The 18,171-nt window shown below is 60.9% G+C and carries 22 protein-coding genes; all 22 read right to left on the reverse strand.

What is annotated here, in order from left to right:
* Positions 1-11: 11 nt before the first annotated feature.
* The 22 genes from ACMYUN_RS08805 to ACMYUN_RS08910 all read right to left on the reverse strand — a co-directional run bounded on the left by ACMYUN_RS08805 (position 12) and on the right by ACMYUN_RS08910 (position 18,160).
* Entirely contained in the window at positions 12-890 is an 879-nt protein-coding gene (locus tag ACMYUN_RS08805) for a gp53-like domain-containing protein (RefSeq protein ID WP_415763494.1), read from the reverse strand.
* A 13-nt stretch (positions 891-903) separates the two neighbouring features.
* Positions 904-1,503 carry a YmfQ family protein gene (locus tag ACMYUN_RS08810; protein WP_415763495.1) on the reverse strand — a complete coding sequence of 200 codons (600 nt, stop codon included), beginning with the start codon at positions 1,501-1,503 and terminating at the stop codon, positions 904-906.
* Complete coding sequence (locus tag ACMYUN_RS08815) at positions 1,491-2,534, reverse strand: baseplate J/gp47 family protein (protein WP_415763496.1); 1,044 nt, start codon at positions 2,532-2,534, stop codon at positions 1,491-1,493. The genes ACMYUN_RS08810 and ACMYUN_RS08815 overlap by 13 nt, the downstream gene beginning before the upstream one ends.
* The gene (locus tag ACMYUN_RS08820; protein WP_415763497.1) at positions 2,524-2,922 is read right to left on the reverse strand and encodes a phage GP46 family protein; all 399 of its coding nucleotides are present in this window, start codon (positions 2,920-2,922) and stop codon (positions 2,524-2,526) included. The genes ACMYUN_RS08815 and ACMYUN_RS08820 overlap by 11 nt, the downstream gene beginning before the upstream one ends.
* Entirely contained in the window at positions 2,922-3,431 is a 510-nt protein-coding gene (locus tag ACMYUN_RS08825; RefSeq protein ID WP_415763498.1) for a phage baseplate assembly protein V, read from the reverse strand. Before ACMYUN_RS08825 ends, ACMYUN_RS08820 begins: the two co-directional genes overlap by 1 nt.
* 141 nt (positions 3,432-3,572) lie before the next feature.
* Positions 3,573-4,616 (reverse strand): phage baseplate assembly protein, encoded by a 1,044-nt coding sequence (locus ACMYUN_RS08830; protein ID WP_415763499.1) that lies wholly within the window; start codon positions 4,614-4,616, stop codon positions 3,573-3,575.
* Between the two features lie 3 nt (positions 4,617-4,619).
* Entirely contained in the window at positions 4,620-5,855 is a 1,236-nt protein-coding gene (locus tag ACMYUN_RS08835) for a DNA circularization protein (RefSeq protein ID WP_415763500.1), read from the reverse strand.
* Positions 5,852-7,825 (reverse strand): hypothetical protein, encoded by a 1,974-nt coding sequence (locus tag ACMYUN_RS08840; protein WP_415763501.1) that lies wholly within the window; start codon positions 7,823-7,825, stop codon positions 5,852-5,854. Before ACMYUN_RS08840 ends, ACMYUN_RS08835 begins: the two co-directional genes overlap by 4 nt.
* A gap of 130 nt (positions 7,826-7,955) precedes the next feature.
* Positions 7,956-8,252: a phage tail assembly protein gene (locus ACMYUN_RS08845; protein WP_415763502.1), complete on the reverse strand. Its 297-nt coding sequence runs from the start codon at positions 8,250-8,252 to the stop codon at positions 7,956-7,958.
* Positions 8,249-8,596 carry a phage tail tube protein gene (locus ACMYUN_RS08850; RefSeq protein WP_007908779.1) on the reverse strand — a complete coding sequence of 116 codons (348 nt, stop codon included), beginning with the start codon at positions 8,594-8,596 and terminating at the stop codon, positions 8,249-8,251. Before ACMYUN_RS08850 ends, ACMYUN_RS08845 begins: the two co-directional genes overlap by 4 nt.
* A gap of 67 nt (positions 8,597-8,663) precedes the next feature.
* On the reverse strand, positions 8,664-10,160 hold the full coding sequence (locus ACMYUN_RS08855) for a phage tail sheath subtilisin-like domain-containing protein (protein ID WP_129998795.1): 1,497 nt from the start codon (positions 10,158-10,160) through the stop codon (positions 8,664-8,666).
* Complete coding sequence (locus tag ACMYUN_RS08860; RefSeq protein ID WP_039762541.1) at positions 10,160-10,342, reverse strand: DUF2635 domain-containing protein; 183 nt, start codon at positions 10,340-10,342, stop codon at positions 10,160-10,162. Before ACMYUN_RS08860 ends, ACMYUN_RS08855 begins: the two co-directional genes overlap by 1 nt.
* Complete coding sequence (locus ACMYUN_RS08865) at positions 10,339-10,923, reverse strand: hypothetical protein (protein WP_129998794.1); 585 nt, start codon at positions 10,921-10,923, stop codon at positions 10,339-10,341. The genes ACMYUN_RS08860 and ACMYUN_RS08865 overlap by 4 nt, the downstream gene beginning before the upstream one ends.
* A gap of 157 nt (positions 10,924-11,080) precedes the next feature.
* Positions 11,081-12,103, reverse strand: coding sequence for a phage late control D family protein (locus ACMYUN_RS08870; RefSeq protein ID WP_415763503.1), 1,023 nt, complete (start codon positions 12,101-12,103; stop codon positions 11,081-11,083).
* A 9-nt stretch (positions 12,104-12,112) separates the two neighbouring features.
* Entirely contained in the window at positions 12,113-12,325 is a 213-nt protein-coding gene (locus tag ACMYUN_RS08875) for a tail protein X (RefSeq protein ID WP_039762536.1), read from the reverse strand.
* Entirely contained in the window at positions 12,318-12,701 is a 384-nt protein-coding gene (locus tag ACMYUN_RS08880; protein ID WP_415763504.1) for a phage tail protein, read from the reverse strand. The genes ACMYUN_RS08875 and ACMYUN_RS08880 overlap by 8 nt, the downstream gene beginning before the upstream one ends.
* Complete coding sequence (locus tag ACMYUN_RS08885) at positions 12,701-14,899, reverse strand: phage tail tape measure protein (protein ID WP_415763505.1); 2,199 nt, start codon at positions 14,897-14,899, stop codon at positions 12,701-12,703. Before ACMYUN_RS08885 ends, ACMYUN_RS08880 begins: the two co-directional genes overlap by 1 nt.
* Positions 14,900-15,028: 129 nt before the next feature.
* Positions 15,029-15,610: a phage tail assembly protein gene (locus ACMYUN_RS08890; RefSeq protein ID WP_415763506.1), complete on the reverse strand. Its 582-nt coding sequence runs from the start codon at positions 15,608-15,610 to the stop codon at positions 15,029-15,031.
* Between the two features lie 158 nt (positions 15,611-15,768).
* Positions 15,769-16,275: a phage major tail tube protein gene (locus tag ACMYUN_RS08895; protein ID WP_039762530.1), complete on the reverse strand. Its 507-nt coding sequence runs from the start codon at positions 16,273-16,275 to the stop codon at positions 15,769-15,771.
* A complete protein-coding gene (locus tag ACMYUN_RS08900; protein WP_415763507.1) occupies positions 16,275-17,441 on the reverse strand; it encodes a phage tail protein in 1,167 nt (388 codons plus the stop codon). The genes ACMYUN_RS08895 and ACMYUN_RS08900 overlap by 1 nt, the downstream gene beginning before the upstream one ends.
* 2 nt (positions 17,442-17,443) lie before the next feature.
* Entirely contained in the window at positions 17,444-17,629 is a 186-nt protein-coding gene (locus tag ACMYUN_RS08905; protein ID WP_415763508.1) for a hypothetical protein, read from the reverse strand.
* Between the two features lie 102 nt (positions 17,630-17,731).
* Entirely contained in the window at positions 17,732-18,160 is a 429-nt protein-coding gene (locus tag ACMYUN_RS08910; protein WP_415763509.1) for a phage tail assembly chaperone, read from the reverse strand.
* Positions 18,161-18,171 lie beyond the last annotated feature (11 nt).

Below are 18,171 nucleotides of genomic sequence, written 5' to 3' on the forward strand. Positions count from 1 at the left end.
CACCTTTGATGTCAGAAGCCTATGGCGAACCAGTTCCAACCGCCCGGATCCGAATTGGAAAAGCGCTGAAACTGGCTTTGCGAGAGTCTGAACAGGGAGAAACGCAGATCGGCGAAGCCCGGTGAGATATCGCTGCCAGACAGAAAAAGCACGGCGTTGGGGAAGGCAATCGGATAAGTAATGGTTTCGCTGAGACCACCACCCGTGGCCAGCCCCCACTGCAGAATCAATCCACTGGGCAGGCGCTGATAACCGCCGGCCGTAACCAGCGAGGCGGTGAACATTGGCGAATACTTGAGTGCCCCGTCACCGGAGTCCAGGCCCCAGCCACCGCCAAGCAAAAGACGGCGAAAGGTCACGAAGCTGCCACCGACAAACGACAGCGATGTCGGCGAGGCGCCATTGGGGGTGCCCAGGGTTTCGCCAGCTCTGGCTTTGACCGTCAGACCACCAGAGCTGGCACAAAGCGATATCAGACCTCCCGCCGGGACAGTCGACCACTCCGGCAGTGTTGCAGTACTGGGGCCGGTAAAAATCGAAAGCCTGCCAACATCAGCGGCGGTCAATGACACCTCACCCACATAGTTGGTCTGCCCCGCCAGACTGCCAAGCGCACGCTGCACGAACTCGGTCGTCGCGACTTTCTGACTGGCATCGAACTGAGGCGGCGTTTCAAACAGCTTTTTGCTGCGAATGGCCTCCAGCAGCTGCGTGTTCAAGCCTTCAGTCGGTTCAATTCCCCCTGCTTTGATAACCGTCAAGACCTCTTCGGTAAGGGCATTGCCCCACTCAGCAGGAATCAGTGATCCCGGTGTTCCGGTGACGGGATTTTCATCAACGAAACGACTGTTGACCAAACCGACACCAGGCATGCTTTTTGGATAATCCATCCCTCATTCCTCCCTAGTCATAATTGATGTGCACCTTGGTGTGCGCTGGCGCACTGCGGTGAATCAGGCATTCCAGCGCCGAGCCCGGGTTGACGCCGAAGCGCTCGCCCCAGTAGCTCGCGCCGTAACGCCGGCCGAGCAGCAGGCGGCCGCCGGTGTTGAGCGTCCACATGAATTGCGCTTCCCAGGTGCCCCAATGCGCCGCACCGAACCGGGCACGGCCCATGCGGGGTGCTTCGTGTTCGGTGATGGTGGCGTTGGGGTAGCCCTGGCTTTTGGCAATGTCGAGGTAGTAGCCGACAGCCTGGCTGCCGACCGCGAGCAAGCGGCGGCGTACGGCGAGGCGGCGGTCGTCGAACAGCGGCGTGGCGCCCAGGCACGGGTCGGGCAGGTTCATCACCTGCTCCCAGTCCGGCACCAGTTCGCTGACGCCGGCCGGGTCCATTTCGTTGAGCAGGTCAGCGGCGCGCGCGTCGAGGCGCGCCAGTTCAACGGCGACGCCTTGCAGCACTTCTTCGAGCTCCGGCACACGTTCCGGGTCCCACGCCGGGCCGCTGGGCAGCAAGGCGCGCAGTTGCGCCTGGTATTGCGCGGCGGTTCTTATGCCCCCCATACGCAGCCTCCAAACGTCAGCAGTTCGCTGTCCTTGGCGGTGACGTTGGCGACCGGGGCGCTGAGCACGTGATCGGTTTCACCGGCAGCGCTGCTGATGGCTTCACGAATGTGGCTGATCAGCAGATCCTCGCCGAGGTCGGCCTCGCGGTTGTGCAGATCGCGCAACTGGGTTTCGACCGCTGCGCGCACGGCGCTGGTGTCCGGCGTGAGCTTCAGGCGGTAGGTCACCGGCACCTGAATCGGCGCACGCACATACACCTCGGCGGTCACCGGGCGCAACGGTTCGATGTACGCCTGCACCTGCGCCAGTTGCTCGGCGTTGGGCACCGGTTGTGGATCGTCGTCACGCATGATGTAGACGCCGACGGTGCCGGGGCCGAGAAAGCCGCCTCGGCACCAGGCGCGGGTGACGCCGGGCACTTCCAGCGCCCAGGTTTCGTAATCGTCTGCCGAGCCGCCGTGGGGAATGATCCGGTACGAGCGAATCACCCGCGAGCGCAGCGATTCGAGACTTTCCAGCGCGACGCCGCCGCTGAGGCCCGGCGCCAGGACGACGAAGCTGTTGCCGACCACGCCGGCAATCGGCTGCACCGGCGTCAGCGCCAGCCCGGCGTCGGCATTGCCAAGGCTGCCGGCCTCCAGTGCTGCAATCGTTGTCGTGTTGCTGCCATTAATTGCGGTGCGTGCGCTGGTGACTTTGTAGGTGCGGCCATCGCTCGCTTGCAGCAGCGTGTCGACGTCCAGCAGCGCGCCGGCCGTGGCGCTGAAACTGACGCTGCCGCTGGCGACTTGCGCGGGTTTGCGCGGCTGGTTCAAACGCAGTGCGGCGATGCGTTCCAGGGTCGACTCATCGGCGGTGTCCGGCAGGATCTGTCCGGCGATCCAGTCGAGGTAGCCGTACAGACCATACGCGGCGCCGCTGAGGGTGCGGGCCAGCACTTGCGCATCGGACTGGCGCAGCGAATCGCCGGCCAGGTCGCTTTGGGTGCGCTTGATCAGCACCGGCAGCGAAGGGGTTTCAAACGGCATAGATCACCTGCCAACTGTTATCGGGGTTGATGTCCAGACGTTCGCCGTCGGCCAGGGTCAGGACCGTGCGCAGGTTCAGGCGCTGGGCGTCGAGGCGTTCACTGAGGATGTCGACGGCGCTGCAGTGACCGTCGTCGATCAGCCATTGCAAGGCTTCGCGGGCATAGAATTCGGCGTCCATCTGGGTCTGACGGGTCAGCTTGACCCGGCGCAGCAGCCACAGCCGTGAACCGATGCGATCGTCAGCGACGGTGGGAAAGCTGTCGCCCCACCAACCGAAGCGCTCGTCGTCATCGAGGGCGTCGTCATCGGCGGCGCGGCGCCAGGTGAACAGGCTGATCAACACCGCGCGGGTCAGTGCGGCATGCAGGTTCGGGCTGATCAGCATCATTTGCCTCCTGCCGGCACGCCGGTCTGACCGTTGCCGGCCTGAACGCCGACGTGCACATGGTTGATCTGGCTGATGCCGCCGGCGAGCTGGTCGCCGCTGGAAACGATCTTGCCGGTCTGGTTGATCACCGGCGTATCGAAGTTCACCGCGCTGCTGGCGCGGACGTTCAGCGTGGCGGTTTCAATGTCGATGATCCGCCCGCGCTTGAAATGAATCCGGTCGCCCTCGTCGGTGTAGATCGCCACCTCACCGGCGGCGAGCGATTGCAGGCGATAGCGGCGGTCGGCGATGACCAGGGCGATGGCATGGGAACGGTCACCGCCAATGAAGGTGACGACACCTTCGGCGCCGGCCAGTGGATGGCTGGTGAAACCGTAGGGTTCGAAGTGTTCGAGGTCGTCGTTCACTTCGCCGGCGGTGAGGCGCATTTGCAGCGATTGCAGCTTGGAGGCCGAATTGGCGAGCACGACAGTGCCGCGCGCCAGCAGGCGTGTCAGTAGGCTCATGGGGTTTTCTCAAAATGTGGACAGGACGCGTTCCACTGTAGGAGTGAGCCTGCTCGCGATCGCGGTATGACAGTCGACACTTGTTTGTCAGTTGTACCGCTATCGCGAGCAGGCTCACTCCTACAAGGATCGGTGTCCGGTTCAGGGTTTTTTCGCTGGCGTTGGATCAGCATCGAAGGTATGCGGCGGTGCCACCTGCAAGGTCGTCATCGAGCCCTGCGCGGACAGCGAATAGGTGACTTTGGAAATCAGCATGTCGCCATCGAATCCCAGCACCGGATCTTTCACCCGCACCAACGTGTTGTGCCGCCACAGATCGCCGTTTGCCTGACGCCAGCCCTGCACCTGATAAGTGGTGGTTTGCGCCCGGCCCATGCGGGTGGCGCTTTCCCATTGGGCACGCTGCTGCGCCAATTCAAAAGTCAGTTGCGTGCCTTCATTGATTATCGTGGTGCGCCGACGCTTGAAGGTCAGGTCGGCGGCCGTCGATTCGACTTCGCTGACCGCCGCCCCGCTCTGCTTGTCCGAGCCTTTCTGCTGGCCGATCACCCGGTATTCGGAGAACACCTGGCTGTAATCCATGGGCGCATTGGCGGACAGAATATTCTTGCCCAGCTCGAGCACATCACTGGCCCGCCCGCCACTGCCGGGTTTGGCCAGCACCAGTTGGCCCAGCTCGTTGTCGGTGGAAAACACCCGCAGCAGCGAGAGCAGCCGATCGATCGACTGAAAGGCTGTTTCACCGGGCACGATGGTGTGTTTGGTCAGGCGTGTGGTTTCACTGATTTCGTTAACCACCGACAACCCATATTCCCTGGCCAGATCCTGAACGATGTTCAGCAATGGCTGCTGCTGCCATTGGCTGGGCAGGTTACGGGCGGCACAATCGACCAGATCCTGAGTCCTGGAACTGCCTTCGATGGTCAGGCTGATCTGCCGACCGTCATAGCGGATCGGCGCCTTGAACACGTAGCCGGTCAGCAGCAGATCCTGGCCGATTTTCACTTCGCACGGGTCACCCGGTTTGATCCGCTGATCCACCGTCTGCCCCGGCCACTGCCAGGTGATGTCGAGTTTGAAGGTGCGGAACTGGCGCTCCAGATCAGCAGTGATTTCCACGCTTTTCCAGCCGCCGTATTCCATGTTGTTGACGGTCAGCGTGACAGAGTTGTCCATCTCGCTCATGGCTTACTCCCTGGAGACTTTGACGTCGTTGGGGGCAAAGCCCGGATGGTTCATTGCGTTGCTCTGCGTCACTTCAGTCACCCGTGTGGCATCGGCAAATTGCCGGTAGGCGACCACCACTGCCGGCAGGCTTTCCTGAAACGATTGGCTGACCTGTCGCACCCCCGAAGACGCCACGGCCTTGAGGTGCGCAAGCAGCGCTTCCTTCACGTCATTGATGGCCTGGTGGTGTTTGGGATCGGCCTTGTCGAGCATCGGGTCAATCGCCGCGCCGACCGCTTTCTGCAGCGCTTTCATTTCCTCGGTCACCGGCACTTCCTGACGGGTCACCGGTCGATCCGCCTGATGCGCCACCGAAGGGGTCGAAAGGAGTTTTACCGCAGGGCTGGCGACCGGCATCGACGCCACCCATTGCGCCACTTTGACCAGCAGCGTGTCCTGCACCAGATCGGCCATGGCTTGCGCCGCCGCGTTGGTGTCCTTGCCGGTGGTGATCTTTGGCGCATCGGCCTTGCAAATGGCTTCGAGTTGTTGCGACACGTCGGCAATCACGCCACGGTAGCCCTCCTTCGCGAAGGCCTTCAGCTCCTTGATATCGCCAAGCAAGCCTTTGAATTCTGCCGCCACTTCCTTAGGCAACTCCTTCACGGCCTTGACCAGTTCGGTGATCTGCCGGTACTGCGCGATCAGCGGTTTGAGCTGTTCCTTGATCACCTCATAGACCCCGGTCAGGCTGTTGCGCAGATTGGCGATGCCGATCCGCGCAGCCTTGATCAGCGTCATCGCCTGTTCAAAGCGCGCCACGGCCGAACCCAGCAAGGTATCGGCCTTGGCCAACAGCACTTTCTGGGTACTGACCGTCGCGGTCGGAAACGGCAACGGTTTATCGGGATAAAATTTCAGCGCAAAGGTCACCAGCCCGCCGTCCTGGCGGGTGTGGGTCATGTCGCATTCGCCGACCTTGACCTGCAAGCGCCCAAGCCACGGATGCACCAGCTCGCCACTGCCCGCCTCTAACGCCTTGAGCAGCTTGTCGCGCTGCTCCAGGCAATCGGCGCCGACGATGAAGGCGGTGATGTCGTGAGTCTTCGCCTGCTGGCCGAGGTCTTCGAAATACGGCAGGTCACGTTGCGGGTACTCGTGCAATTGCCCCTTGCGACCGACCGGGGTTTTCGCCTGGTCGATCCAGAAGCCGACACCGCGAAAGGATGCCGGCAACAAACGGTCACGCCAGTTCATTGAGAACCTCCCATCGACAGCGAGCGATAACCGATGCGCGACGCCACGGCCAGGCCCGGTTGATTGGTTTGCGGTTGTTCGGTGCGCAACCCCGCCGGTGCATTTTCGAAGCGTACGGTCAGCCCGCCTTCGAGTTGCGTGCGGTTGTTGATTGCGCTTTGTTGAATCAGCGCACCGGAGCTTTGCGGCAACGTGCTGCCTAGCGCAGGCGCCCCAGGCGCAGCAGCGCTGGTGCCGGTGATAGTGGCGAAGAAGCCGGAAAAGTTACCTCCGAGCAGTTCTTTGACCTGCCCGAAAATACCTTGAAGCCTTGTCCACACATCACTGAACCAGGCGAGAACGGGTTGCCACTTCTGCTGGATCGTCTCTAGCGGCGACTGATTGAAAAGATCACTCAGGGTCACCTTTACCGACTGTGCGTCCGTTTTCAGTGTTGCCCACAAACCGGAGAAGTAGTCCGTGATGCCATTCCACTTCGCCATGACCGCTTCCACGGGAGCACTGCCGAACAAGTTCTGGAACTCGTTTTTCAATGGCTGAGCACCCGCCCTAAGTACGTCCCATAGTGCTGAAAAAACCGGCGCCAAGGGTTGCCAGGCACTTTCGACCATAGCGCTCGGAGACCAGGACAACGTGGATTTGAGTTGTTCCCATCCACTCGCGGCAATGTTTTGCATGTTGCCTACAGCACGGAAAATCGTACTTTGCGCAGTGTTCCAGACCGCCTCCATGTTCGTCGTCAGCGTTCCGTCGAACATAGAGGTGATGGCCGACCAACCCGTTGCGACTCTGTTGCCAATATCTTCAAGCGCCGTTGACGCGGCGCTTTGCGCAGAGTCCCATATGCCCGCCAGTTTTGCCGTCAGCGTGCCGTCGAATGTCGATTTGACCGATTCCCAACCGGACATCGTCGCCGCATAGCTACGATCCCAGTATTCGGTAACGGCCTCATCGGCCGAGTTCCACAGGGCGGTCATTTTTTCCAAAGGAGACGTGTATAGCCGGGCCTTGAGCTCTTGCAATCCAGCAGCAGTGCTGGCTGCGGCGCGGTCCCAGTAACCACGGACGGACACGCTTGCCGAATTCCAGGTTTCGTCGATAAATGCGCCGAATGCGCTCAGGCGTTCGGATGCTCCCGCCGCTAGATGGCTGGCGCCGGCAATCGCGTCAGCACGCATCTCCTGCCACTTCAGTGATGCTGTGGCACGCATCGCGTCGAACCGTTGCCTCGCGCCTGTGACCATGTCATCCCAGCCTTTCTGCACATCGTCGATGCCGCGACGAGTCGCATCGCTGATTGATTGCCAGGTCTGGCTGAAGAAACCCGAGATTGCCCCCCAATTGCTGGTAATCAAGCGCGCGCCAATCACGATGATCGCCACCGCCGCCGCAATCGTGGCGGCAATCAAACCGATCGGCGACGTCAGAATTCCCAACACACCAACCAGCCCCATTGCACCAACGGTCACGACCGTGAACGCGACAGCTGCCGCTGCCAAGCCTTCGACAAGGTACGGATTGTTCGCCACAAACTGACCAATCGAGGTGATCACCGGAGTGATCGCCGTGACGATGCCGTTGACCGCTGGCAATAATGCATTGCCAATGTTCAACGAGACCTTATCGAGGGCTTCGTTGAATTTTGCCAGGTTGGCCGAAGTTTCCCCCTGCACCAGCTTCGGCACCTTGAGACCCTTGAGTGCCATGGCCTTCCTCGCCAGCGCATCCTGCGCTTCGATGGCTTTCTTGATGCCATCCTGAAACGGCTTGAGCAAGCCACCTTCGGCAATGAACCCGGCAACATCCAGCGGCTCAAGACCACTGTCTTCCATGTTTTTCTTGAATGCTGCGACCTTGCCGCGCAGCCCTTTCATCTCGGCCTCCATCTTTTCCGCGCCCTTGAGCACGACAAGCATGTTGACCGTGACGGGAAAGTTCTGCGGGATCAGGCTCAAATTGGTATTCGCCATCACTGCACCTGCTGCATCGCATTGATCCGTTGCGCGTGCTCCAGCGATTCGCGGAGCACATCCAGTGGCCTGGCCATCATCTGTTCGGGGTCAACCTTCCAGAACCAGGCCAGGTCATAGGCGACGGCGATCAGGTCGGTGATGGCGTCGACGCCGCACTCATGAAAAAACTCGCAACGGCCCAGCTCAGCGCATTGAGGTCAGCCAGATCGAGCTGGTTGACCGACGACGGCGGAATGCCGGCGCACACGGCGATGTATTTGGCCGCCACGTCCATGTCGAGGCTGACTTCTTCACTCTTGTCGATCTTGTACGGCAGCGCCTTGATCGCTCGCACTTCCTGCACCGTCGGACGGCGCAGGACGAGTTCGGTCAGAGGCTCGCCGTGGGCTTCGATTGCTACTTGAAGCTTCACGGCGCCGCTCATTGCCAGGTCCCCTTGATGCCTTCGAATTTCAGTTCGATGGTGGCGTCGTCGCCCTTGGAGACTGGCTCCTCGACCAGATAGGCGCCGGCCAGCACGTAGACTTTTCCGTTGCTGAATTCGCAGGTGACGGTGATATCGGTGCCTTCGATCAGCTTCTTCAGCGGGAAGTCGGCGGTGTGCAGCGCGGTCACTTTGAACGACGGCGCGATGTCGGTTTCCTTGTAGAAACCGGGCACGACGGTTTCACGTTTGACAGCCATCAGCGGGGCTTCGCAGCCGCCATTGATAGTCAGTTGCGCGCCGTCGACCTTGACGTAGCAGGTGCCTGCAATCAGTTGACCCATGGTGTTTCTCCCTTGAATAAAAAAGCCCACGCGAGGTGGGCTGAATGCTTAGCGACGACGGCGCCGATCAGGCCGCGTCGTCGTACTGCAGACGGAACTGGTTGAGCAGTGCGAACACGCGCAGACCGTTGATGTAATCCGGCGGGAACAACACGTTCACGCGGCTCGGGTCCTGCACGTCGCGCTCGACGATCAGGTGCTCGGCGAACAGCTCGGCGTTCTCCACATGGCCTTCGAGTTCGAGCTTGGCGTACTGCGCGATCAGCTCGCCGCGAATGGTCGCTGGCGTGACGATCGGTTGGCCGGCGCCGAAACGGGTACCGTCGGAGGCCAGTTTGTGGCGGCCGTATTTGCTGGTGATCACGCTTTGCAGACGACGCACGATGAACGCCGACTGGTGCATGGTTTCGCTGTCCAGATAGGAGTTGTCGGCCTGACCGTAAGCGTTCTTCTGGTAGGTGGTGATCGAACGCTGGATGCGCACGTAACCGCCTTCGTAGTAAGCAGTGGCGATGCCGTAGTTGAGCAGCGACTGACGCTCGGTCAGGGTGAAACGCTCGCTTGCCGGCGCCGGGTCGACGCCCGGCAGGCTGCCGCTTTGTGTCGGGCGGCTGGCGTCGGCGGAGATGAACACCGCCGTGCGCGCTGCCAGTGCCGCCGCTTGTACCCAGAACGGTTGCGGTACGCCCGGCTCCAGCGCCTGGATGGTCATGTGCTGGTCATTACGCGCCTGGCCTGCGGCGACCAGCGTGCCGACCGTGCCGCGTTTGGCGCTGTAGACGTGACCGAACAGTTGCTTGGCCCACGACCAGCGCCCGCTGCTGTCATCCATGATCGCTTGCCAGGTGTTGAGGGTGGCCAGATCGGACCACGGCAAGGCGATGAATTCGAAAGGCTCGTCGCCCAGTGCCGCGACGGCGGCGATCTGATCCGGCACTCCAGCGCCGCCGGTCATGGCGGTGATTGCACTGGTCAGGCCAGCCGGAGTTTCTTCGCCGTTGCTCTTGCCCAGGCGATTGAATTGCAGGCTGATGTCATTGCCGCTGTCGCCGGTCCATTTGGCGTTCAGGGTGACAATACCTTCAGCAGCGGCTGCGCTGACCGGCAGGTCGGCAGTGGCGTTGATTTTCTGCGCCAGTGCAGTGGCCGCTTGCGCGGCGGTGGCGCCATTGACCACGGTGGCTTGCACACGTACGCCGCCGACATACAGGTTGAGCATGCCCGCCTGGGTCGCGGTGCCGGTCAGAGTCAGCACACCCTTGGCGATTGCGCCTTCAGTGTTGTGCAGCGGCAGGCACCAGATCTCGCCGATCGGGTCGGCCTTACGGAAGGTCTCGTACATCGAGGCGAGCATCGAGCCCTGGCCGCCGATGCTTTTCGCCAGCGCCACGCTGGAAACCAGCACCAGTTTGCCGACTTCAGTCGGGGCAATATTGTCGTTGACCTGCGCGACGATCAAACGGCGCATGGCCGAGGTCGCGCTGTTGGCGGCCGAGTTGTCCATTTCGGCATAGAACAGCGGCACACGAATGTCCGCCGGGATGTTGCTGAATCCGATCGCCATTATTTGGCTCCCTGTGGTTTAGCCGCTTTTGCGGTTTTGAGTGTGATATCGCCGTCGGCCAGACGCCGGCGCCACCAGGCGCTGTCCAGCACTTCACGGCCTTCGGCAGGTAGCAAGTCGCCCGCCTCCGGGTCAGGTACGACACGGCCAGCGGCCGGCACTACGGTGATGCGGTTGCTCATGGGGTTACGTCTCCAGAGAAAGTCATTTCCACCCGGCCATCCGGGCCCGGGCGTTGCAGATTGGGGTCAGCCGGATCGATCGCATCGACCCGCACCGTCATCCCGGTAAAGGACGACAAAGCGTCCAGTTCGCGCTCGTGCCAACTCTCCGCAGGCTGACTTGGCAGATTGCGGCCGAGCTGGAACTCGGCATAAAAACGCAGCCGATAGAACACGCGGCTGCTGTTGATCGACGCGAGTTCACCGCCGTCGTAGACGATGGCTCTGTAGTCGGCATCGGGCTTGAACCCCACCAGCGCGCGCCACAGTTCGGCGCGCAGGTCGTGCAACAGATCCAGCGCTTTTGTCGCGTCGGTCGCGTCAAGCACCAGGACGATTTCGAAGCGCTCGCGGATCGGTTGGGTGACGAGGTTTTGGGTGGTGCTGTTGCTGGCCAGATCGGCGATTGGCAGCACGTGGGCCGAAGGTGTTGGCAGATCCGGGTTGCCTTGCAGCAGCGCCAGATCGAGGCCCACCGAAATATGATTGGCAAGCCCAGGGCATTGCCCACGCAGTTGCGTGAGGATCGGGGTGATCTTCATGGGGGTGTTCCGAAGTAAGAGAAATTACAGTGAACGCCGCAGTCCCTGTGGGAGCGAGCCTGCTCGCGAAAGCGGTCGATCAGTCACATCGATGCTGAAGCTGACTTCCCTTTCGCGAGCAGGCTCGCTCCCACAGGAATATGCATTCGGTTCAGGATTACTGTTCAGCCTTGGGATCCAGGCACGACGCATCAATCAGGCAGCGATAGCTGTTCTCGCGACTGCCGCTGGCGGTAACCTTGTCGATCGACCAGCGTCCGCGCATGAAGTCCGGCCAGCTCGCATCGAGCAACAGCAGACCTTCGGCCGCCAGGCGCGGATCGCCCGGGCAGGTGATCTTCACCTTGTACTTTTGGCGCAGCATCTTGCGTACTTCGCCCTCGCCTACCGCGATGGCATCCGCTTCGCTGGGCTGCTTCTGGCGCACGGTCTTGAACGGCGCTACGCCCGTCTCGACCCAACGCAACACCCCGGCCGCCGCATCCCAGAAACAGGTCTTGCAGCCCTTGACCTGCTCGCGGGCCGATTCTTCCAGCGTGGCGCTGATGAATGCGTGATCGCCGGGGCGATTGTTGTGCGTAACCGACAGGGCCACGTCCGGCAGAATCTGCCCCGACAACGACTTGGTCTGCCCGGGCCGCGCCAGCACATACACGTCGCCGTAAGGCTTGGCCACGACGTTGTACTTTTTCGCCAGACGCGTGACAAAACCCATGTCGGTCTCGTTGGACTGGTCGATGTGCTCGATGCGGATCAACGAAACTTCAGGCGCGACCCGTGGCGAAAAGCCGTGGGGTTCTACCAGCTTGCGAAATAACCCGCCCAGCGTCGTCGGCCCATGACTGACGGTGCGGCGCTGCTTGAAGCCGGTTTCATCATCCTTGCTGAACGGCGCCGCAGTGGCCACCAGTGTGAGGCGAAACGGGAACAGTGTCGGCGTCAGACGCGTCACTTTGAACTGGCCTTTATCGATCATTGCGGTTTCCCGATAACCGACTTGCAGACCAATTTTTCCGCCCAGACTCGGCAGCCCTTCAAGGCCCTCCAGATCGATGGTCAGCGTCAGCTGATCGGACTCGAAACCGGCGGCATCAATGTGCTCCCAACTGATCAGACGCTGATTGAGCAGGGCCGCGTTGGCCCCGTAGATATTCACCGCCGGCGTAAATCCCAGTGCCATGCCCCCTCCTTAATCCCAGGCCGTCGCTGCTTTGACCACCGCGGGTTTCACGTCCAGTTCCGGCAGCTCGACCCAGACGCCAGCGGGCAGAATCGACCCGTGCTCGGCCAAGGTCGGGTTGAGTTTCCACAGCGCCTCTTCAGCGGTGTCATCACTGCGCCCGGTTTCCCGAAAGAGCAGCAGATTCACCGAGTCACCGGCCACGCTTCGTGCCTTACGCATTGTTGAACTCCGCCAATTCAATGACCCAATCGACCACCATCGCCGTGCCGTCATCGATGATCTGGGTCTGGGTTTCCTGAACGCTACTGATCCGCCACAGACCCCAATTGCGACCAATCCCGTCGATCAACGGCAGCGGGGTACGCAGATCCTGTAGCGCACGCAACTCATCGAGCCGATCCATGGCTACGGCGTACATCGACTTGCCGGTGATGGTCAGGGTTTCCGGTTTTTGTCCGGTCTGGCTGGACTTGGGTTTGCTGGTGAGGATCTGTATCTCGGTCCAGCCTCCGTCAGACTTGCGCAGTAACTGGTGGTACGCAAAGTTGCGCGACAGGCCAAAGATGAAATTGCCCAGTGCCATTTGTTGTTTCATCAGGCGACTCCATCGGTCAGGGCTGCATCGCGGCGCGTGGCAAGAGGGTTGTTGGTCATCAACGGGGTGATTTGCATGAATTGGTTTTGTAGATGTTGCGCGACCAACAGACCGATCTTGTCCGAGCTGCCGGGATCGCTGCAGTAGACCTGCACAGTCGGTGCATACGTCAGCGGCTGCGCTGCAGGCTGAGCAGTCGTCAGTTCTTTACTGACCTGCTCGGGCGCAGCGAGCTTGTCCGGTGTTGGCGCAACCAGTTTCTCTCCCAGCCAACTGCCTCCTTCCGAGCCAAGCCACCCACCGATGAGCCCACCAATGAGGCCGCCTACCACCATGCCCGGCGCCAACCCGATGCTGCCTATCGATGCACCTATGGCGGAACCGGCGGCCGCACCGGCCCAGCCACCGCCAGCGGCACCCAGGCCTGTCGCCATTTTGCGCTTGTCACCGCTGGCTACGCCTTCGACGACATCGGCGGCGCCGATTGCCGCCTTCACCGGCCAAGGCATGATTCGTGACACGGGGCGAATTTCAGCGGCCGCAACGCCCAGGCGCGGAGCACTGGGCCATGCTGCCTGTTCGAATATCTTCAACCCGTTGCTGGCGCTGGAAACCCGATTGGCAATGACGGGCCCCGCCCCCTGAGTAAGCGAGTTCACAGCGGCACCCGCTGATCCAGCCGGTTTCCAGCGATCAGGAATACGGCTGGCGGCTTTATCGACAATGCCTTTGCCTAAACGCTCCTTGAGTTGATCGGCAACCGATTCGAGAACGAAGTCGAACACTGGTTTAGCCCACTCAGCCGCCGTCAAAACGGCACCGGTGGTTTTCGGATAGGTTTCGGCCAGCTCACTCAACTTATCGGTCGAATGCGTATCGCCCGGTTTCTCGATGTCGGGTGCCAATGCGTTGCCTTTGGCGACCGACAAGCGCTCCTCTCGCGCATTCTTGATGTTCAACTGCCCTTGTTGGGTATTGGCGAGCGCCAGCGCGGACGCTTTCACCGAGGCGTTGTCGCCCAGGGCCGAGGTCGCATATTGGCGTTTATCGGTTACTTGGAAAAACGCTTCGTTGACCTGTGCCAGGTTCTGCGAAAGCGCGAGCGCGGCATTGCCACTGTCGGCAAATAGCGTGCGGGCCAATGCCGTACGTTGTTCGACGGGTTTGGCGTTCAGCGCAGCCAGCACCGTCAGCACAGCGCCTTGTTGCGAGCCTTGGTTGCCGGTATCGCGCAAGGCTTGCGCAACAGCTTTGGGATCAAGCTTCAATTGTTGCCAGGCGGCCGCTTCAGCCGCGGAGGCCTGGTCGCCTTTAGCCAACGCATCGGAAATGTTTTTCAGCGCAACGCCGGCATCATCCTTTTTCGTGCCAGCGTTCAGCAGTGCTGCCGACAGCGCCGCTGCCTTTTCCGGTTGCAGGCCGGCGGCTACTGCTGACTCACCCGACTGTTGCAGGACTGCACCGATGTCGGCTGACTGCACATCCCCAGGCAGCTTGCCGAGGTGGTTGACTGCGTCTGCCAGATCAACGGCCTGGTCCCGCGTAAGCTTCATTGAGGTCCGCCAGACCTTGGCCATTTCGGCCACTTCCATCGCCGGGAGCTTGAAGGCCGCCGCCGTGATCGCCACGTCGTTGGCAAAGGTCAGCAACTCGAGCTTTTTGTCAGAAGCATTGGCGTATTGGCTGCCAAGCCCTGCTTTGGCTGCCACGCTTGCGACATTGACCAGATCCACCCCGGTAGTGCCACCCGCCGCTACTAGCGGGGCGCTGGCCATGATCAGGCTGGACTGGGCGACGTCCTTTCCATCCTCGCGCGAAATTCCGGCGACGCTGCTCAGCGCGGCCGCCGCCGTATCCATTGCCAGCGCCGACTTGCGGGTTGCTGGAAGCTCAGCATTCGCTGAGGGTTTTTCCTCGGTTTTGCGCGCGCCGGATGAGTCGCCCTTCGCTCCAGTACTGGACGTCAGTGACAAAGAACGTAGCGCCGCGAGCGTCACGTTCAACGCGTCTATCGCCGTAGTGAGCAGACTGATCTTGCCGCTGGCCGTCAGTAACGCCTGATGCAGGCCGCCCGTCTGGTCTGTGGCGAGAAGTGGTCCGGCTGCTGCTCCCAACGCCGCTGCGCTCAGGCTGATAGCGGCCAGCGCGAGGCCCTTGCTGTCGTCAGCATTCGTTAGCGCAAATTGATTCACTGCCATTGCCGCTCTACTCCTGTTTCACGCCAAGGCGAGTGATCGCTATGTCGTAGCGGCGCAACGCCTTCTCGGCGTCCCATTCCAGAATCTCCGCCTCACTTACCGAGTAAATGAGCGGGACGATATCGAGGATTACTTCGATGTCGCGTTCCGAAAGTAGGCCGCCGGCTGGTTTAAAAAATCATCAATGCGCACCTGCAATTGCGTCCAGTCGGGGACGGTCAGCTGGGCCAGATCGGGGATCATCAGGCCGGTGCAGTGGGCAGTGATGAATTCGGCGCGTTCCTTCGCCGTTTTCAGTTTCTTCATCACTTTGGTGGCGCGCAGTGCAGGCATTTCCAGGCTCAGCGAGGTCACGGTACGGCCGGTGACGGCCAGCGGTTGCAGCAATTGCACTTGATCGGGATCGTCGGGTTTCTCCGCGTCTTCGACCTGGTCAAGAAAGTACGCACTCGGCCGGGTCGACATCTCATGGACGTACTGGGCGATGCTCACGTAATCCGGGCGTTTGAGCTGGTCGAGTTCCTTGACCGACAGGCCGGTGGCGAGCAACGCCAGCTCGAAAAACTGATCGTCTTCGTCATCGCCGGCGCGTTCCAGCGCTTCTTTCTGTGCGGCGTAGAACAGCGGTTTGAGCTGGATCGTTTTAATCTGCGAACCGTCATCGCCGGTGATCGGTGACAGCAGTTCGTGTTGGGGTGGCATCCACGGCATGTATGAAGTCCTTGGTGATTCTTTGGGAATTATTGAAATCCCTTGTGGGAGCGGGCTTGCCCGCGATGAGGTCGGCACTTCCAACATTGAGTTGATTGACCCACAGCTATCGCGGGCAAGCCCGCTCCCACAGGTTTTGTGTGTGGCGTGCTGCTGGTTTACGGCATCAACACCGCACGCCGGGCATCACCGAGGATGTCGACGCCGTTGAGCACGAATTTCTGCGTGCGCACGTCGATGTCGATCACCGGCACGCCGTTTTCCAGGCGGTTGTAAGTGCGGCAGGACAGTTCCAGGTTGGTCTTGGGTTTCTCGCCCATTTTCACTGCGGTTTCCTCAAGGGATTTCAGCTGGCCGCCGACGGTGTGGTAGGTGAACCAGGTGTTGCCGTCCTGATCCTGACCGGCTTCGCGCACGTTCAGCAGGATGTCGTCGCCCAGCTTCACGCCCAGCGCCAGCAGCACTTCGGCGCCGAGGCCTTGCAGGGTCAGCTTGGCGCCGAGCGCTTTGCCGCCCTTGGCCATTTCTTCGACGATGAAGCGCCCGCCGCGCATCTCTTCCATGTCGAATTCGATTTTCGGCGGGGTGAATTCCTCAACGGTCGCCGACAACGGCAGGCCTTGCAGGGTGGCCGCGATGGCCTGTCTTACGCGGTTGGTAAACATTAGAGAACGTCCTCCAGGAACTGCTCGATGATTTCATCGCGGGCGTTGAGTTGATAAACCATGTGTTCGTTCGGCGCGTAGCGGCCGTAGTCGATGACCACGTACCAGGTGCCGTTCTTGTACTTCTCGACGCTGTTGAGTTCCGGGTGCAGATAGACGCTGCCGCCGGGAATGGTTTCGTCGGCAACCAGGGTCTGCAGCCAGTCGTTGATGCGCTTGACCTCCTGATCCATGAAGGATTTGGTGAGGTTCTTGGCCATGGCTTTCTGGCCGGCCTTGACCAGCTTGCGGCTGATCGCGTCTTCGAGGCCGACGTAGCTGATGAACTTGCCGGTGACCGAGCGGTTACCCAGCAGCGAGAAGCCGCCAAGCACGGTGCGGGCGTAGTAGCTGACGCCGTAACGGTTGAGCAGATCGCCTTCGGTGGAAGTGTCGAGAATGTTGTATTCGACGACGCGCGAGACGTCTTCGGCGTAGGTCACCTGGTTGCCCGGGCTCTCCCACTGCTTGACCTTGGCCAGCGCGGCAATCGCCAGACTGGACGGCGACAGGAAGACGTTTTTCTTCGCCGCTTTCGAATACACGGCGGGCATGTTGTGCACCACCAGGCAACGGTCGAAACCGAGCTCGGCGCCGCCGAGTTCCTGGCTGTACAGCACCTGATCGGCCACCGAGACATCCTTGCCGTCCAGCACCACACGGGCCTTGATGCGCTTGCCGAACGCGGCGAACTCACCGGCCACCGCTTTGCTGCCGGTAAAGCCCGGCGCACCGATGATGGTCAGGTCTTCCGGGACACTGCCCAGCGCCGCCAGACCCAGCTTGCGGCCAGTGGCCGGCTCGACACCGCCAATCACATTGTTGACCGTGTCGGCCGGCGTCGCGCCTGCCTCGACGATGACTACGTACACCGGCACCTTGACCACTTTGAGGATCTGGTAAACCGCGTGATACAGCGTGCCCTCTTCCGACCCGGTCGGGTCGAGCAGCGCGTGAGTGGTAAAGCTGTTGATGCGGAACGGCGCGTTACGCGGAATCAGTGGATCGGCTTTCGGCGCGGTGCCGACCAGACCGATGACGTTGTCACCCAGGCCACCCATGGCCTCGGGGGATTCAGTGGCATTGACGGTAATGCCGTTGTGCTCGAAGTTCAGAACCTCAGCCATGTTCAGTCAGCCTTCTTGGCAGCGGCCTTTTTGGCCTGGGGGATAGGGGTTTTCGGTTCAAGTCGACCGGCAAAGTGCAAGGCGCTGGCCTCGACGTCGAGCAGTTCCAGCTCTTGACCGACGCTCGACCAGTGCCCACGACCTGTGGGGAACGGGACGAGCACGGTGTAGGTTTGGCGGTTTGCCATTTTTCGTTTCTCCATAAACGGGAAAGCCCCTCGAGGGAGGGGCTTTGGCGGGTGTTGGGTCAGTTGAACGGGATTAAAAAAACGCCCCGCAGTCGGGGCGCTCTAGCGAGTTTGCGTTGCGAACCATTCAGGTCGCTCAGGCCGCGCCTGCTCGTCTGGAAAACCCTCAGACTGCGGCCAATCGCGCAGCAATTTCAGATAGTGCAGTAGTGCTTCATATTGCTCACCGGATAACGTCGTAGCGCTTGCCATTTCAACTTCATCACGGTGACGCTCTCTTAACCATTTGATGCTTTCGATCTCACCGTCGCGCCAAATACGCTCGCTGGTGGCCTGGGTTTGAAAGTCAGGCTCAAGCTTTTTCAACACCGGTCGGCCGTTTTCGTCTGCGCCGATCACAAGAGATTGTGCTTCTCCGGCCAAAAGTTCAGAGCGCAGTTCTGCAGTGATCTCAACAGCATCGTCGGGCATTGCAACATGCACAGCGTCGTCATAAAAGCCACCAGTTGAGGCGGCATAAAAAATAGACATCGGTATCTCCC

This window comes from Pseudomonas sp. CP4 (genome assembly GCF_047758505.1).
GTDB classification, from domain to species: Bacteria; Pseudomonadota; Gammaproteobacteria; order Pseudomonadales; family Pseudomonadaceae; genus Aquipseudomonas; species Aquipseudomonas fluorescens_AO.

Bases quoted from the DNA above. Each gene is read 5' to 3' on its own strand.
- ACMYUN_RS08805 (WP_415763494.1), bottom strand. From the start codon at position 890: ATGGATTATCCAAAAAGCATGCCTGGTGTCGGTTTGGTCAACAGTCGT.
- ACMYUN_RS08810 (WP_415763495.1), bottom strand. From the start codon at position 1,503: ATGGGGGGCATAAGAACCGCCGCGCAATACCAGGCGCAACTGCGCGCC.
- ACMYUN_RS08815 (WP_415763496.1), bottom strand. From the start codon at position 2,534: ATGCCGTTTGAAACCCCTTCGCTGCCGGTGCTGATCAAGCGCACCCAA.
- ACMYUN_RS08820 (WP_415763497.1), bottom strand. From the start codon at position 2,922: ATGCTGATCAGCCCGAACCTGCATGCCGCACTGACCCGCGCGGTGTTG.
- ACMYUN_RS08825 (WP_415763498.1), bottom strand. From the start codon at position 3,431: ATGAGCCTACTGACACGCCTGCTGGCGCGCGGCACTGTCGTGCTCGCC.
- ACMYUN_RS08830 (WP_415763499.1), bottom strand. From the start codon at position 4,616: ATGAGCGAGATGGACAACTCTGTCACGCTGACCGTCAACAACATGGAA.
- ACMYUN_RS08835 (WP_415763500.1), bottom strand. From the start codon at position 5,855: ATGAACTGGCGTGACCGTTTGTTGCCGGCATCCTTTCGCGGTGTCGGC.
- ACMYUN_RS08840 (WP_415763501.1), bottom strand. From the start codon at position 7,825: ATGGCGAATACCAATTTGAGCCTGATCCCGCAGAACTTTCCCGTCACG.
- ACMYUN_RS08845 (WP_415763502.1), bottom strand. From the start codon at position 8,252: ATGAGCGGCGCCGTGAAGCTTCAAGTAGCAATCGAAGCCCACGGCGAG.
- ACMYUN_RS08850 (WP_007908779.1), bottom strand. From the start codon at position 8,596: ATGGGTCAACTGATTGCAGGCACCTGCTACGTCAAGGTCGACGGCGCG.
- ACMYUN_RS08855 (WP_129998795.1), bottom strand. From the start codon at position 10,160: ATGGCGATCGGATTCAGCAACATCCCGGCGGACATTCGTGTGCCGCTG.
- ACMYUN_RS08860 (WP_039762541.1), bottom strand. From the start codon at position 10,342: ATGAGCAACCGCATCACCGTAGTGCCGGCCGCTGGCCGTGTCGTACCT.
- ACMYUN_RS08865 (WP_129998794.1), bottom strand. From the start codon at position 10,923: ATGAAGATCACCCCGATCCTCACGCAACTGCGTGGGCAATGCCCTGGG.
- ACMYUN_RS08870 (WP_415763503.1), bottom strand. From the start codon at position 12,103: ATGGCACTGGGATTTACGCCGGCGGTGAATATCTACGGGGCCAACGCG.
- ACMYUN_RS08875 (WP_039762536.1), bottom strand. From the start codon at position 12,325: ATGCGTAAGGCACGAAGCGTGGCCGGTGACTCGGTGAATCTGCTGCTC.
- ACMYUN_RS08880 (WP_415763504.1), bottom strand. From the start codon at position 12,701: ATGAAACAACAAATGGCACTGGGCAATTTCATCTTTGGCCTGTCGCGC.
- ACMYUN_RS08885 (WP_415763505.1), bottom strand. From the start codon at position 14,899: ATGGCAGTGAATCAATTTGCGCTAACGAATGCTGACGACAGCAAGGGC.
- ACMYUN_RS08890 (WP_415763506.1), bottom strand. From the start codon at position 15,610: ATGCCGTGGATGCCACCCCAACACGAACTGCTGTCACCGATCACCGGC.
- ACMYUN_RS08895 (WP_039762530.1), bottom strand. From the start codon at position 16,275: ATGTTTACCAACCGCGTAAGACAGGCCATCGCGGCCACCCTGCAAGGC.
- ACMYUN_RS08900 (WP_415763507.1), bottom strand. From the start codon at position 17,441: ATGGCTGAGGTTCTGAACTTCGAGCACAACGGCATTACCGTCAATGCC.
- ACMYUN_RS08905 (WP_415763508.1), bottom strand. From the start codon at position 17,629: ATGGCAAACCGCCAAACCTACACCGTGCTCGTCCCGTTCCCCACAGGT.
- ACMYUN_RS08910 (WP_415763509.1), bottom strand. From the start codon at position 18,160: ATGTCTATTTTTTATGCCGCCTCAACTGGTGGCTTTTATGACGACGCT.